The organism is Sphingobacterium sp. UBA7631, from assembly GCF_002483935.1.
Taxonomy (GTDB): Bacteria; Bacteroidota; Bacteroidia; order Sphingobacteriales; family Sphingobacteriaceae; genus Sphingobacterium; species Sphingobacterium multivorum.
On record NZ_DLIX01000007.1, the window covers coordinates 368580 to 384137 of the forward strand.

Annotated in this window: 14 protein-coding genes; 8 read left to right on the top strand and 6 right to left on the bottom strand. The window is 39.8% G+C overall.

Annotated elements, in window-relative coordinates; all coding sequences use genetic code 11:
- Positions 1 to 3: 3 nt before the first annotated feature.
- Positions 4 to 813: a helix-turn-helix domain-containing protein gene (locus B3P16_RS13480; protein WP_070561282.1), complete on the bottom strand. Its 810-nt coding sequence runs from the start codon at positions 811 to 813 to the stop codon at positions 4 to 6.
- 336 nt (positions 814 to 1149) lie between these two features.
- Here B3P16_RS13480 and B3P16_RS13485 point away from each other — a divergent pair, with 336 nt between their 5' ends.
- On the top strand, positions 1150 to 2199 hold the full coding sequence (locus tag B3P16_RS13485; RefSeq protein WP_286802856.1) for an HlyD family secretion protein: 1050 nt from the start codon (positions 1150 to 1152) through the stop codon (positions 2197 to 2199).
- An 11-nt stretch (positions 2200 to 2210) separates the two neighbouring features.
- Positions 2211 to 3782, top strand: coding sequence for an MFS transporter (locus tag B3P16_RS13490; protein ID WP_286802855.1), 1572 nt, complete (start codon positions 2211 to 2213; stop codon positions 3780 to 3782).
- A 241-nt stretch (positions 3783 to 4023) separates the two neighbouring features.
- On the opposite strand, the gene gltX is transcribed toward B3P16_RS13490, so the two are convergent.
- Entirely contained in the window at positions 4024 to 5544 is a 1521-nt protein-coding gene (gltX, locus tag B3P16_RS13495) for a glutamate--tRNA ligase (RefSeq protein ID WP_115046443.1), read from the bottom strand.
- A 121-nt stretch (positions 5545 to 5665) separates the two neighbouring features.
- Here gltX and B3P16_RS13500 point away from each other — a divergent pair, with 121 nt between their 5' ends.
- From B3P16_RS13500 to B3P16_RS13520, 5 genes are all read left to right on the top strand, one after another.
- Positions 5666 to 6895: a sensor histidine kinase gene (locus B3P16_RS13500; protein ID WP_070561286.1), complete on the top strand. Its 1230-nt coding sequence runs from the start codon at positions 5666 to 5668 to the stop codon at positions 6893 to 6895.
- The gene (locus B3P16_RS13505; RefSeq protein ID WP_046673623.1) at positions 6876 to 7424 is read left to right on the top strand and encodes a DinB family protein; all 549 of its coding nucleotides are present in this window, start codon (positions 6876 to 6878) and stop codon (positions 7422 to 7424) included. The genes B3P16_RS13500 and B3P16_RS13505 overlap by 20 nt, the downstream gene beginning before the upstream one ends.
- Complete coding sequence (locus B3P16_RS13510) at positions 7390 to 7815, top strand: hotdog fold thioesterase (protein ID WP_112375037.1); 426 nt, start codon at positions 7390 to 7392, stop codon at positions 7813 to 7815. Before B3P16_RS13505 ends, B3P16_RS13510 begins: the two co-directional genes overlap by 35 nt.
- 322 nt (positions 7816 to 8137) lie before the next feature.
- Entirely contained in the window at positions 8138 to 9430 is a 1293-nt protein-coding gene (locus B3P16_RS13515) for a sugar MFS transporter (protein WP_159333446.1), read from the top strand.
- Between the two features lie 136 nt (positions 9431 to 9566).
- The gene (locus B3P16_RS13520) at positions 9567 to 10412 is read left to right on the top strand and encodes a DUF2911 domain-containing protein (protein ID WP_286843267.1); all 846 of its coding nucleotides are present in this window, start codon (positions 9567 to 9569) and stop codon (positions 10410 to 10412) included.
- A gap of 89 nt (positions 10413 to 10501) precedes the next feature.
- On the opposite strand, the gene cdaA is transcribed toward B3P16_RS13520, so the two are convergent.
- Positions 10502 to 11296: a diadenylate cyclase CdaA gene (gene cdaA, locus B3P16_RS13525; RefSeq protein ID WP_046672648.1), complete on the bottom strand. Its 795-nt coding sequence runs from the start codon at positions 11294 to 11296 to the stop codon at positions 10502 to 10504.
- Positions 11297 to 11356: 60 nt separating this feature from the next.
- Here cdaA and B3P16_RS13530 point away from each other — a divergent pair, with 60 nt between their 5' ends.
- A complete protein-coding gene (locus B3P16_RS13530) occupies positions 11357 to 12073 on the top strand; it encodes a pyridoxine 5'-phosphate synthase (RefSeq protein ID WP_046672649.1) in 717 nt (238 codons plus the stop codon).
- A gap of 228 nt (positions 12074 to 12301) precedes the next feature.
- Here B3P16_RS13530 and lepB read toward each other — a convergent pair whose 3' ends face one another.
- From lepB to B3P16_RS13545, 3 genes are all read right to left on the bottom strand, one after another.
- Positions 12302 to 13870, bottom strand: coding sequence for a signal peptidase I (gene lepB, locus B3P16_RS13535; protein WP_112375039.1), 1569 nt, complete (start codon positions 13868 to 13870; stop codon positions 12302 to 12304).
- 16 nt (positions 13871 to 13886) lie between these two features.
- Positions 13887 to 14630, bottom strand: a complete 744-nt coding sequence (dapB, locus tag B3P16_RS13540; protein WP_070561291.1) for a 4-hydroxy-tetrahydrodipicolinate reductase — start codon at positions 14628 to 14630, stop codon at positions 13887 to 13889.
- A gap of 204 nt (positions 14631 to 14834) precedes the next feature.
- Positions 14835 to 15557 carry a DUF5683 domain-containing protein gene (locus tag B3P16_RS13545; RefSeq protein WP_201640035.1) on the bottom strand — a complete coding sequence of 241 codons (723 nt, stop codon included), beginning with the start codon at positions 15555 to 15557 and terminating at the stop codon, positions 14835 to 14837.
- Position 15558 lies beyond the last annotated feature (1 nt).

Genomic DNA, 15558 nt, shown 5'->3' on the forward strand with positions numbered 1-15558 from the left:
ATATTACTGTTTATATTCATTAATCTTCGCCATATATATCGATGGACGGATACCCGTTACACGCGTAAAAATATTACTAAAAGAAGACAGCTCGTTGTATCCCACGCGCATGGCTATTTCTAGAATGGAATAGCTATTCTCTGACATCAGCTCCAAAGCTTTTGCAATTCGTATGGCTCTTAAAAACCGAATATAACTGATGCCCATATCGTCTTTAAAAAGTCTGGACAACGAGCGGCTACTCATTCCAAAGCGAGCCGCAATCTGTTCTATGGTAAAGGCCTGATCAATGTTGCTGTTCAGATATCTAGCCACACTCCTGAGTTTCTCACTTTTAGGATAGGGATGCTGCATCGGGAAAGCATCTATTGGTGAACTTGTATCCGGAATGATAGCCATCATCGCGCGCAAGAGACAGTATTTTGAATAATCGGTCGTTTTACTGACCCCTCCGCTCCAATCCTGAGCAAATAAAAACATTTCACGCACCAGATCATTGCTAAGAAATATATTCGGTACTGAAAGTACGGACGGCATCTGCTGCCGCTCCTTGAAATAAAAACTATATAGCGGGATACGGGAGCTTGTGCTTTCCAGATGATAGGTTGTATTTGCCGGAATCCACATGTAAAATCTTGCCGGTAAGTACCAGTGCTTTGTTGCTGTAAACACATGAACAATTCCACCTTCGGCATAGAGCAACCGTGCCTTTTTATGTTTATACTCCCGAGAATCGATACGATCGACATACATGTGGTCTACATAAAAATCATATTGATCAGCATCAATAGCTGCCAGTTTTTCCTCTTCCATAACTTAAAATTACACTTTTCCTACAACATGGCGCAAATGAACATATATTCGTCCGACTATACAAAACAAAACGTTTCTATCTCACAGTATCTTTGTACAGCCATATGCTCATGTGCTCAGAGGAAATTTGCTCGTATTCCGAGTACTCCTGTTTAAGTCAAATACAAAACCAGAAAAATTGCTACTTCGAGTACAGCATAGCTGAACTGGATGAATGGCTCCGAGACTTTTTGAGCTGGAAGCTTTGATGATTTTAAGGTAAAGGATACGTCAAGCACATACAAAGGAATAAGCACAGGCAAAGCAAACAATTGAAAAACGCGCAATTAAACAACAATGAATAAAGAAGATAAAAAAGACAAAACAAAGGGATTTAATAAAGTGCTCGTCATATTTGCCAGCCTATTATTATTGACCGGTATTGGCGTCTTAATCAGACACCTCATTTTTACTAATCAGTATGTCACGACAAATGACGCTCAAATTGATCAATATGTTACACCCATTGCCAGTAGAATCGCTGGTTTTATTAAAGAGGTACGATTTGAGGAAAATCAATATGTTCATCGAGGCGACACGCTGCTTATTATAGACGCGAGCGAGTATCAAACCAAGGTGGATATGGCGAATGCCGAACTCCAAAGTAGTGAGAGAAATGCCGAGGTTCTCAGCAAAACAGCCGATGCGGCAGCTAATAGTATTTCGGTTCAAAAGGCAAGATTAGAGGCTGCAAAAGTAAGTGTATGGCAGACCCAACAGGATTACAATCGGTTCAAGAATTTATTTGAAGCTGAGGCTGCCACCAAACAGCAGTACGATAATGCCAAAGCAGCATACGATATCGCATTGGCGCAATTGCACGCCATTACGGAAGAATATAATTCAGCTCAACTGAACAGCAGCAAAGAAAAAGCAAACGAATTGCCGGCAAGAGCTAATATCAATATCAAAAAGGCTGCGAAAACAAATGCACAGCTTTTTCTCTCCTATACCGTAGTAACCGCTCCCTACGATGGCTTTGTTGGCAAACGAACGATCCAACCAGGACAATTTGTAAAGGAAGGCCAGACACTAGCCAACGTCATTAGCGAGGAAAAATGGATCAACGCTAATTTTAGAGAGACTCAACTCGAAAACCTTTCAGAAGGTACTGTAGTCACGATACAGGTTGATGCCTTTCCCAAACTTAGTTTTAAAGGAAAAATTCACTCTTTTTCCCCAGCATCAGGTTCCAAATTTTCCGTGATACCTCAAGACAATGCAACCGGAAATTTCGTAAAGATTGAACAACGGATTCCTATTAAAATTGTATTTGATCCAAAACAGGATCTTAAGAAATTGCGTGCCGGTATGAATGTGGTTATCCATGCTACCCATCAATCCTAATCATCATGCGTATGAATAAATCTTTATACTATAGTTGGGTGCCCGAATGGATAAAACTTCCGTTAATGATATTAGCGATGTTCCCACATCTCATGTTAATGTCTCTCTTCCATTCCAATACGGCATTTACCGCTTCGGTACTGGACATTGAAGCCGAGGATATTCAGTATTTTCTATCCCTGATGTATGGCGCCATTGTCGTTGCTTTACTTCTATTTCAGCGGCTATTTTCCTTCTTCAGAGTAAGAACATATATTCTTTTGACCTGCAGTCTTTCCATTTTGATCCTACTAGGCATTTCGCTGACAAGAGATCCATTTCTTATTGGCATTCTGCGCGTGGTAGAAGGTATTTTCTGTGTATTGGAAGGAGCTTGCTTTCTTCCCTTGCTTATGATGCAAATTAGGCATGCCAAAAGCCGTACGATTGCTTATTTTTTCCTGTACACCTTTATGCTTACGGGATCAACTTTAACGACCTCCTTACTCAAAGAAAGTATTATGGATTACGGATGGCAAGATATGATCCACGTCGTCCTCTATTGGCATTTGATTGTGATTGCAATAGCTTTGCTGTTACTTAACAATAATCGCTTGGGTAAAAAATTTCCCCTCTATCAATTAGATCTGGCAAGTTGCTTGTTTTTATTGATATCATTGAGCTGTGGAGCTTATGTCTTAATTTATGGTCGCAAATACTATTGGTTTGAACACGCCAATATCACCATAAACTTCGCCCTTTCCCTTATTTTCGGCGCACTCTTTATGATTAAACAAAAGACGGTCAAAAGACCCCTTTTTCATTTTGAGATCTTGAGATACAAAAATGTGATCTTTGGTGTTACCCTGTTTTTTCTGTTTTATATTATTCGTAGCTGCCTCAATAATGTTTATACTGTAATGGCTACAGTTTGGAAGTGGCCCTGGCATTATATTATTGATGTACAGTACATCAACGTGTTTGGCACAATACTGGGTGTCGGTAGTTCAGGTTTTTTACTCCTGCGCGATGTATCTCCTAAATATATCTTTGGTTTCGGCTTTTTGATTTTGGCGACCTCATGTTTTATATTTGTACCCACATTTTACCCTGACACCACAATTTGGGCAATCGGTCTTCCTTTGTTTATTCAAGGAATAGGTCAGGGATGGCTCTTTACACCGCTTGTTATCTATATCTTGACTGGTGTCGAATCCCATCACGTTGGCAATGCAGGTCTTATGGGCACAACAGCTCGGTTCTGGAGTACGAATGTCGGATTTGCTCTTATCCAAAACGTCAGTTATGTACTAAATCAAAAACATTATATTCAACTCGAACAAACATTGAATACAAGCAATACCTTAACAATAAACTATTGGGATACATTAATGGAGAAATATGCCGGAATATATGGCGATCAGATAGCAAGCCGTATTGCCAGCAAAAGTATTTCGGGAACCCTAAGTCAGCAAGCAACGTTAATCAGTAACATGGAGATATTTACTTATCTAGGGATACTAGGAATACTAATAACGGGGCTAATATTTTTATTCGGCCCAGCCAAAACACTTTTCATGCGCCTAAGGATACCATACTTGTAAATGAGGCCACTCCCCCCTATAGACAAGCTCCATGATTTCGCGAGCAACAACAGTTAAGAACCCGAACGGAAGATTCTTTTTGGCTAATCAACCGCGTATCGCGCGCGCATTGATGACTTAATCGCGCATTGATGACTTGATAAAAACAACAGCAATCAATAAACAACCTCTTTCAGAAAAAAGGGGCTGTTTGCATAGCAATGCAGACAACCCCTTTTCAGTATCTCGTACTTAAAGCTATTTAAGCATCGAATTCTTTAAGTGCTTTTTTCACACGCGCTATGACCTCTTGTTGACCAAGTAATTCAACAATCTGAAATACATCTGGTCCAAACTTACCCCCTACCAGCATAATCCGGAATGGCATCATAAGCTCACCCATCTTCATCCCTGATGCCTGAATCGCATCTTTGAAGAAGGGTTCCAATTCAGCAGCCTTCCAGGTATTAAATCCTTCGAATGATTGGTTAATATCCTCAAAAAATGCAGTTTTCTCAGCAGACCATTTAGGTTTTACCGCGCTCAAATCATATTCCGCAGGCTGCGAAAAGAAGAAGGACGCCTGAGTCCAAAAGTCTTCAACAAAGGTTAAACGTTCTTTCACGGCATCCAATACCCTACTCACATAAGCGGCATCGGCTTCTACTTGATGATGCTCCAAAACTGTATTGATCTGTGGCAACAGAGATTCTGTCGATGTGCGTTTAATCCATTCATGGTTGAACCATTTTGCTTTTTCAAAATCAAATTTTGCCCCAGCTTTACTGATACGGTCAACACCAAATTTCTGGATCAATTCATCTAAGGAGAAAATCTCCTGTTCAGTTCCATCATTCCAGCCCAACACCCCAAGCATATTGACAAAAGCTTCTGGCAAGAAGCCCATCTCACGGAATCCTTTTGTTGTATCACCAGATTTCGCATCAGTCCAGTTCATTGCATAAACAGGGAAGCCCAAGCGATCGCCATCACGCTTACTTAATTTACCATTTCCATCTGGTTTCAGAATTAATGGAAGGTGTGCCCAACCTGGCATGCTATCACCCCAGCCGAGGTATTCCCACAATAAAATATGGATAGGCGCCGAAGGCAACCACTCTTCACCACGGAAAACATGCGATATTTCCATAGCTTTATCATCGACAACAACTGCCAGATGATAAGTCGGCATGCCATCTGCTTTAAGCAACACCTTGTCATCGACAAGATTTGTATCAAAAGCAACCTTTCCACGGATCATATCCGTGAATGTTACCGTTTCATCGGTAGGAATCTTTATACGAATGGTATGCGGAGTCCCCGCATCCAATAATTGTTGAGTTTCAGTCTCAGACAGACTCAATGAATTACGCAATTGAAGTCTATTTTCGTGGCTATAGCGAAAATTAGGCTGCAACTTACGTTGCTCATCCAATTCCTCTGCAGTATCAAATGCATAATAAGCATAACCATTCTCGATCAACTGCTCAGCATATTTCCGGTAAGATGGTTTTCGCTCACTTTGACGGTAAGGTCCGTACTCGCCCCCTTTTAACGGGCTTTCATCTGGAGACAGACCACACCATGCTAAACATTCGTTGATATACTCCTCAGCACCTGGGACAAAACGAGTTTGGTCCGTATCCTCGACACGTAAAATAAAATCTCCCTGATGCTGACGCGCATAGAGAAAATTAAACAAAGCTGTACGTACCCCACCAAGGTGAAGACCACCTGTCGGGCTCGGTGCAAAACGCACTCTTACTTTTCTTTCTGAACTCATGCCGCAAAATTACCACAAAATTTTTGATTTGGATGGTACGTTAACTTCTTCAATGAAATAAAAGTGCAGAAAACAGACATTTATTCAGTAATTTGCAAATGAAGGACACGAATACGTAATCATGAAACCCTATCAGATTAGCCAGCAACGCTGGAAATTTATCTTGCTTATCTTTGCAGCAGTCATTGCTGTCGCCTCTTTGGTTTATACCAACTACCTCGTTCGAAATCTTGCGCATGCCGAACGTTCAAAGGCTGAGGTATGGGCTATGAGTACCAAAAATATCATGACCATGCCCGACGTTGATGATGAATTCATTACATTTATTTACGCCGTAAGAGACAGCCTAAATTTACCAGCAATTATTACTGACGATAAGGAAGACATTATTTTCTGGCGTAACCTCGATTCCACAAAGACAAATATTAAACCCGGACACAACGACAGTGTTACAAAACATCTCGATTATGATCCGGCATATTTTCAAAAGCAGCTCGCGTTTATGAAGAAGAGCCATCCTCCGATTACATTGGAATTGGAAAATGGTCAAAAATGGCATGTTTATTATAAGGATTCTTGGTTTTTGCAACAGTTAAGGGTGTTTCCTTATGTACAATTATCATTGATTGCCCTCTTTCTCATTATTGCCTATACGGTTTTCAACTCCATCCGAAAATCTGAACAAAATCTTGTTTGGGTCGGACTAACCAAAGAAGCAGCACATCAGTTGGGCACCCCTATTTCGTCACTGATGGGCTGGTTAGAATTGATTCGCATAAAATTTGATGCCGAAGAAGATGACACGCTAAATGAAATGGAAAATGACATTAAACGACTTGAAATCGTCGCTGACCGCTTCTCCAAAATAGGATCTACTCCCGTACTGACCAACCATAACCTCTATGATGTCATCAAAAATTATATGGATTATTTTCGCATACGAACCAGTAATAAAATTGCTTTCGAATTAAAAGGCGACACACATCTTGAAGCACAACTCAATATTCCACTCTTTGATTGGATTATCGAAAATTTATTGAAAAACGGAGTAAATGCCATTGGCACAGAAGGAAAGATAACTGTTAATATTTCAGAAAATATTGCGAAAGAAGAAATTTTTATAGACATTAGTGATACAGGCAAAGGAATTCCGAGATCTAATTTTGAATCTGTTTTCCAGCCGGGTTTCACAACACGGAAAAGAGGTTGGGGGCTTGGCCTTAGTCTGACAAAAAGAATGGTGCGGTACCACCAGGGACAAATTTTTGTAAAAGAATCTGAAGTAGGTAAAGGAACAACATTTCGAATAATCTTAAAAAGCAATTTAAAATATGAAGCCACTCAAATCTGACGAATATCCAGCAGTCTACGCACCTTATATTGAGACTGTCGTCGATAACGTGTTTGATGCACTAGAAGAACAAACGCTCTCCTTTCCAGCATTTCTGGACACGATTCCTGAGGAAAGAGGTAATTTTAAATACGCCGAAGATAAGTGGACCATCAAAGAAGTTGTTGGCCACGTCATCGATAATGAGCGTATCATGGCTTACCGGGCATTGCGTTTTTCACGTAATGACCTTAAAGAGCTTGCCGGGTATGACCAAGACTATCTCATTCAATATTCCCGTTACAACGACCGCACATTAGAAAGTTTAAGCAAAGAATTCACCTTTCTTCGCAAAGCTAACATGATGCTTTTCAATAGTTTTAACGATGTGGAACTAGAACGTAAGGGCATGGCATCTGAACGGCTGACAAGTGTAAAAGCGCTTTTGTATGTCATTGCGGGCCATCTCAATCATCACCGCATTATTATCCAAGAACGTTATTTAAACTCAGACGATGTCAAAAATTTGGTTTCAGCATTACAGCATTGAGGAAATTAACGTATTCTTCAATAAATATCTGTCAGGTCTGCTCGAAATTCAAGCAACAGAAATAGATGACAACTCCATCACGGCGACCATGCCTGTAACAGATAAAGTCAAACAGCCGCACGGCATTTTACATGGCGGTGCTTCTGTCGTTCTGGCGGAATCTTTGGGAAGTATCGCATCCAATCTCGTGGTTGACCCTGACAAATACCGCGGTGTGGGACTTGAAGTAAATGCCAATCACATACGCCCGGTCAGTAGCGGTGTAATCACCGCGAAATGTAGTCCAATACACATTGGTCGGTCCACACATATTTGGGAAATAAAAATGTACGATCGTTTCAACAAATTAAATTGTATCTCAAGACTTACAGTAGCAATCGTTCCAAAATAACGAGGACTGTATGGCTCCTGCTAACTCGATTTATCAACTTGGTCCAATTAAAATTCGACAACGTTCATAAGCAAAGGAGGATAAATTTCACAATTTATCCTCCTTTTTTTTGTCAATTAATTATCAAAATCCCTCAAAAATATGCCTTTATTTATTTCCAATATTCAAGAAATTTAAGTAGTCTTGTAGGATGGATACCTTAAAAATCAGTAATTATGGAGCGCAATCGTTTGCTCATTCCTTATTCCTACTGATTTACCAATCCTCGAACGATAACTTAACTACTCGAACGATAACTTAACTAAATATAATAAAACAAAACATGACCACTAATCCTAACGTTGGTAAAACAGCTTTTCGCCCTATGGCCATCTGCTGTGGTTTATTTTTTATCCTCGGTTTTATTACCTGGGCAAACGGAACTTTAATTCCATTCTTAAAAATTGCTTGTAACCTCGAAACAGATTTGCAAGCTTTCTTCGTAACCTTTGCTTCCTATATTGCTTATTTTTTCCTAGCACTTCCAAGCTCAGTCATCATCAAAAAAATTGGTTTCCAAAATGGTTTAGTTGTCAGTCTCATTATATTAGGTTTAGGGTCTTTGATCTTTATTCCTGCGGCAGATAACAGAAGCTATGGTCTATTTTTAACAGGAATCTTTATTCAAGGTTCAGGAATGGCATTATTACAAACAGCAGTTAACCCTTACTTAAGTATTATTGGTCCTATTGATAGCGCAGCACAACGTATTTCAATAGCTGGTTTTTTCAATAAATCGGCTGGTATCATTGTACCTATCCTTTTCGGAACACTCTTTTTAAAAGATGCGCAAAAAGTAACAGCAAAATTAGAAGCAACAACGGATCTGGTCCAAAAGAATGCGATCTTAGATGATCTTCTTCAACGCGTACACACGCCATACATCTCGCTTGCAATTATATTCGTTGCCTTCGCAATATTCTTAAAGTTCACTCACCTGCCTGAGGTCGATATGGACGCAGAAGAAGAAAGCAGCGCAGAAAGCGGAACTGTTGCGGCAAAGAAAACATCGATATTTCAATATCCACATTTGTTCTTGGGCGCTTTGGCAATTTTCTTCTGTGTAGCGGTCGAAGTTATGGCGGGAGATATCATTGGCGTCTATGCACGCGAACTGAAAGTTGATCCCTTCTTTACGACCTACGCAACAGCATTTACACTATCTTGCATGTTGATCGGTTATATTATCGGTATTATCTCCATTCCAAGATTTGTATCACAACAAATGGCCCTACGCATTTGCACAATCATTGGCATCACATTCACCGTCATTTCTGTTTTCACAACTGGCACAACATCATTTATATTTGTTGCCTTGTTAGGAATCGCAAACTCCCTCATGTGGCCAGCGATCTTCCCATTAGGAATTAAAGGTCTGGGAAAATTCACAAAAACAGGATCAGCAATTATGATTATGGGTATTGCTGGTGGAGCAATATGGCCTTTGATCTATGGACTGTTAAAAGATCATTTGCATATTGATTTTCAACATGCATTCCTATATGCGATGGTACCAGGCTATCTATACATTATGTATTTCTCTATAGCAGGTCATAAAGTGGGAAAAACGAATTAAGGTAAATCCATCTTATATTTTAAGAAAAAAAGGCATCNNGATGCCTTTTTTTCTTAAAATTCTTCCTACTTTTAGGAGATAGATGCTGTAAGAGCCATTAAATATTAAGCATACAACAAAACAAACAATGATACAGATGAAAAAGAATCTTTTTGCAATTGCCATTGCCGCAACAATGATGTTTACGGCCAACGAATCTTTTGCTCAGCTAAAGCTACCTGCAGCAAGTAGCTCACAGACAGTTACACAAGGATTGGGTATTGAAAACGTAACCCTTAATTACAGCAGACCTAGCGTGAACGGCCGTAAGATCTTTGGCGATCTTGTTCCTTATAATGAAGTATGGCGTACAGGAGCAAATACCAATACCACATTAACCTTTGAAGGTGATGTTGAGTTGAATGGCCATAAGCTTTCTGCTGGAACCTACGCTCTTTTCACAATCCCGAACAAATCAGAGTGGACCATCATCATCAGTAAAAACACCAAACAATGGGGTGCCTATACCTATAAACAAACTGAAGATGCCTTACGCTTCAATGTTAAACCACAGAACTTAGCAAATCCAGTGGAGACATTTACCATTTCTTTTGACAATGTTACACCTACAGGTGCTGTATTGAGTCTCGCTTGGGAAAAAACGTCTGTAAAGGTTGATCTCAAAGTCAATCAACAAGCTAAAATATTAGCTTCTATTGACGAGGCTATGAAGGGTGAGAAAAAACCTTATTTTGCTGCAGCCCAATATTACTTCAGTAATAATTTAGATCTAAATAAAGCACTAAGCTGGTTTGACGAAGCTGCTAAAGCTCAACCCAAAGCCGCTCACGTCCTATATTGGAAAGCAAAAGCGCAATTAAAAGCTGGAGATAAAAAAGGTGCGATAGAAACAGCAACCAAAGGTCTTGAAGTTGCCACAGCAGATAAAAATGGTGAATACATCAAATTAAATACACAAGTGATCAACGCTGCAAAGAAATAGGTATCTCTATCTAAAAATGCCCCCAGAAAGTGTCTAACTTTTTGGGGGCATTGGCATTTAAAACCTTTTTTATAGCTCAGCTTTTTATTTTATAACTCGTCTTTTAGCAATTGCTCAAGTTCTTCTGGTGAAACGTTCATATTGACGTTTCCATCCTTCGCAAAAGATATCTCACCAGTCTCTTCAGAGACGATAACGGCAATCGCATCCGAGATTTCCGTCACTCCAATTGCAGCGCGATGCCGTAGTCCGAATTGCAGCGGTAAATCCTCACTATCCGACAATGGTAGCACACAAGATGCTGTCATAATCTTAAAATCAACAATAACCACCGCACCATCATGTAATGGGCTATTTTTATGAAAGATACTTTCAATCAAGCGCTTGGAGATATGGGCATCAATATACTCACCGCTGCTTTGATAATATTCCTCGTCAAAATACTTTGAGAAAACTAATAGAGCTCCCGTCCGTGTACGCGACATGCTTCTACAGGCTTCAATAACGGGTTTTAGATCCTCCGTCAAATCTTTTTGTATTGCCTTTTTATTCCCGATAAACGACCAAAAAACTTTTTTTCGTTTCATGGATATATTCTTTCCCACGTGTAGTAAGAACCGCCTGATTTCCTGCTGGAATACAACAATCAAAGCAATTGATCCTACGGATATAAAACCGCCAAATATCTCAGTCAGCAAGCGCATATGCATCTGTTTGACGACAATATAAACGCCATAAAACAGTGCTACGCCAATCAGGATATTAACGGCAATGGTCCCCCTAATCAAACTATAGATATAGTAGATAATAATCGCTACCAATATGATATCAATAACGTCCAATAGGCGAAAGCCGCTAAACAGGCTATAGTCGATTCCATCCATATATGCAAGTTAAAAAAAAATAGATATTATTTGTATTTTTACATCATAACATACAGGAAAATGACTAGACTTTCAGTAAATATCAATAAAATCGCAACGCTCAGAAATTCTAGAGGTGGCAATAACCCCAATCTAGTATCTGCGGCACTAGCCTGTGAACGTTTTGGCGCTCAAGGTATCACTGTGCATCCACGACCTGATGAAAGACATATTCGATATCAGGATGTTTTTGATCTAAAAGCAGAAATCCAGACCGAACTCAATATTGAAGGGAATTGCCAAGAACAGAAGTTTATTGACCTTGTATTGGCCAATAAACCAGCACAGGTAACCTTAGTGCCCGATACCGAAGGACAATTAACCTCTAACCATGGCTGGGATACCATTAAAAACAAAGCCTATCTACAAGATATGTGTAAATTGTTCAAAGATGCAGGTATACGTGTTTCTATCTTTGTTGATCCCGTCGAAGAAATGGTAGAGGCCGCGGCCGAAACAGGAACAGATCGCATTGAGCTCTATACAGAAGGATTTGCTACAGAGTATGGCTTCGATAAAGAACTTGCGATAAAACCCTATTTCAAAGCTGCATTAAAAGCACGTGAAGTTGGATTAGGTCTAAATGCAGGCCATGACCTGGACCTCAACAACCTGCAATATTTCAACCAGCACATTCCTGAGCTGCTGGAAGTAAGCATAGGCCATGCGCTTATATCCGATGCACTATACTTAGGGTTAGAGGAAACGATCAAACGTTACCTCGCTTGTTTGAAGTAGTGCAACATTCAGGGAATAGCGTTCATCAGGCAGCACCCTTGTGGTTGAGAAACTGCAAAAATATTCATTAAAACCTTCGTAATTTCGCTGTCACCAGCAGCTCCAAACGAGATCACAAAGGTTTTCTCTTGCTGAGAGAAAACACAGATTCATAAAAAAGGGCTTTCACAACGAAAGCCCTTTTTTATTGCACCCCAAATAGCGGTGTTATTGCTCAAATGGCAGTTGCTAATGAATTCCTTTAAAGATACGGTTCCAGCGAATTTTCGAAAGTCCTGTACCAATCTCATCCCAGCTCATCCAAGTAAATAAAGCCTTTCCGACAACATGATCTTCGGGAACAAATCCCCAACCTCTTGAATCCAAGGAATTATGGCGATTATCACCCATCATCCAAAAATAATCCATTTTAAACGTATAATGGTCTACTTTCACATCATTGATATAGATCCCATCCGAACGTTTTTCTAACTTATTGTTTTCGTAAACGCGGATCGCTCTTTCATAAATGGGCAGAGTCTGTGCATTTAATGCCACCGTCCATCCTTTCTTCGGGATTAAAATCGGCCCAAAATTGTCAAAATTCCATTTGTATTGTGGATCGTACGGATAAGCACCTTCACCACCAGGATTTCTTCTGATTTCTTTGACATTCGACCACGATTTTACTATAGCTAATTCATCTTTTGTCATGAACAACTGATAAACACCAGGCTGCTGATCTCCACCAGCCGCTTCTATTCTCAACTCCCGTAATCTATCCATATTTAATGGGGTACCATCCGTTAAGACGAGATAGTCCAATTGGCTTTCTGGAGGATCAAAACCCGGTTGATCGTTCACAAAGAGTTTAGCATCCTTCATGAAAATTTTATCGCCCGGCAATCCGACACAGCGTTTAATATAGTTCTCCCTTTTATCAATAGGTCTTGCCTGGATCGTAAATTGGGAATTGACAGTCTGCCAGCCATAAGCCCGAACAAGATCGTAATAACTTGCATTTTGGTTCTCGAGCGCGACAGTGTCACCTGCAGGAAAATTGAAAACAACAACATCATTACGCTCAATCTTTTGAAATCCTGGCAAACGCTTATAAGGTAGTTCAATCAATTCAGAATATGCTTTCCCACCAGTGATGGGCATCGTATGATGCGCAAAAGGAAAGGCAATCGGTGTGTTAGGAACCCGTGGTCCATAATTTAACTTGCTTACAAATAAGAAATCCCCGATCAACAAGGTACGCTCCATCGATCCTGTAGGAATCATATAAGCCTCGATCAGAAAACCACGAATAAGTGACGCTGCTACAGTTGCAAATACAATGGCATCTGCCCATTCGCGTACCATGGATTTCTTGTACGGATATTTAATTTTATAATCTTTGTAAGATTCAAGTGCAATTTCGGCACGTTTCTCCTCGGTCAGTTCAATACCTTCCTGAGTAGCTGCCTTTAAATTCTTTGCATATAAACCATTCAAAAAACGCACATTGTTGTCCTTTGCCCACATGGGCAGAACGATAAAAGGCACTAAAACAGCAGCAGCATTCTCCCAAAACCGGCGTTTTCCAAAACAATGGATAAAATCAAGGTAAAGATTATAGAAAACAAAGACATTGACAATTGGCACGAGCAATAAAATTACCCACCATGTAGGTCTTCCCGTCAATTTTGCCTGAATATACTGGCTATAAAAAGGCACGATCGCTTCCCAGCCATTTCTGCCAGCTTTAACAAACAATTGCCACAAACCATATCCCGATATTGCTGTTAAAACCGCAAATATAATTAATCCCATAATCTACTAATTAGTACTATTTATTAAAATCAAAAATTTCAGTAACCTGATAGAAACCTTTTTTGCCATTCAACCATTCAGCAGCAACTACAGCTCCTAAAGCAAATCCATCACGGCTATGTGCGGTATGTTTAAATTCTATTTGGTCAACCTCAGAACTATAAAGTACCGTATGTGTTCCCGGAACCTCTTCAATTCGATGACTTTCTATTAAAAGTTCCTGTGGTTTTGGAATAAGCTCATCCTGTTCACCAACAACAGTATTTACCCAATTGGTTTTCACATCGCTATTATCCAATATCCCCTCTGCAATCGTAATTGCTGTACCACTTGGTGCATCCAATTTGTGAATGTGGTGTATTTCCTCTACCTGAACATCATATTGTTTATAAGGCTGCAATGCCTTCGCCAACATTCTATTGATATGGAAGAATACATTCACTCCGATAGAGAAGTTGGATCCATACAAAATAGAACCATCAGCATCCAAACACTTCGCCTTAACATCCTCCAGTTGATCATACCAACCGGTTGTTCCGACGACAATAGGTACACCTGCCTCAAGACAAAGATTCATATTATCCAATGCTGCAGAAGGTACACTAAAGTCTATTGCGACATCAGCACCTTTAATATCATCAGCAGTCAGGTTAGGACGATTATGTTCATCGACAACTAAAAAAATTTGATGGCCTCTTTTCAGCGCGTATCTTTCGATAATCTGCCCCATTTTGCCATATCCCAAGAGAATGATGTTCATATATTTAGAAAAAAGTATAGTTTATTTTTAAAATTAAAAAATTTCAATGAAATACCCATGTTTAAAACCATAAACCCGTATGAAAATAAAACTGTTCAGTCCTTATTGTCTTAAATTTGCTTGGGCTATATGAATCCCTTAATAAAGAAATAAACTCATGAATAAACAAAAGGAATCAAAATATAACCTTTAAAACAGGAGATTTTAATTGAATTTCATGGTCAATTTAAGTCCGACCGTAGGTTTAAACGAATAAGTTCCCGACGCGAGACTAGCATCCATTAAAGTAGGTCCTATTAAGAAAGCCGTTTTTTTGGGTTTATCATCACCGATACTCCAGCGATATTTAAGCATCGAGTCGATATAAGCTTCTGCGACATTCAGGCCATAAACACCTAACGTAAGTAGCACCATGAGATCTCGATTTCGCCGCGCATTATCTTTTGCCCGGATGATAGATTGGTCGGAGATTCCGATGTAATAAGGATCAATCGGCTTACCAAGAGCTTTGTCTTGTAATACCCCCAGTAATTCCTTATAATAACGGTTATTAAAATCGAAAACAAGTACGGTTGTTATTAAGCCACCATAGATTGCAGGTACTTTTATCCACCAAACGCCGCCATTTGTATATTGTCCCCAGCCTGGAAGTACTAAAGAGCGCTTCCAAGCTTGTTTATTTTTTGCTTCGATAGCCAAACGGGTTGAATCTTTAAACACAACCTTCTCTTTCGCCTTCGCCTCCTCCTTCTCCCGTTTTTTACGTTCCTTCCGAGATTCCTTCTTTACGGTATCCTGTACCGATTTTTGCTTTATGCTATCTATTTTGACGGGTGCCAACTGTTTCTTAGGAATTGTATCCACAGTCTGTCCATGTACTACCGACAGTGCAAACACCGCAAATATCAAGCTTATTAACTTGGCCATA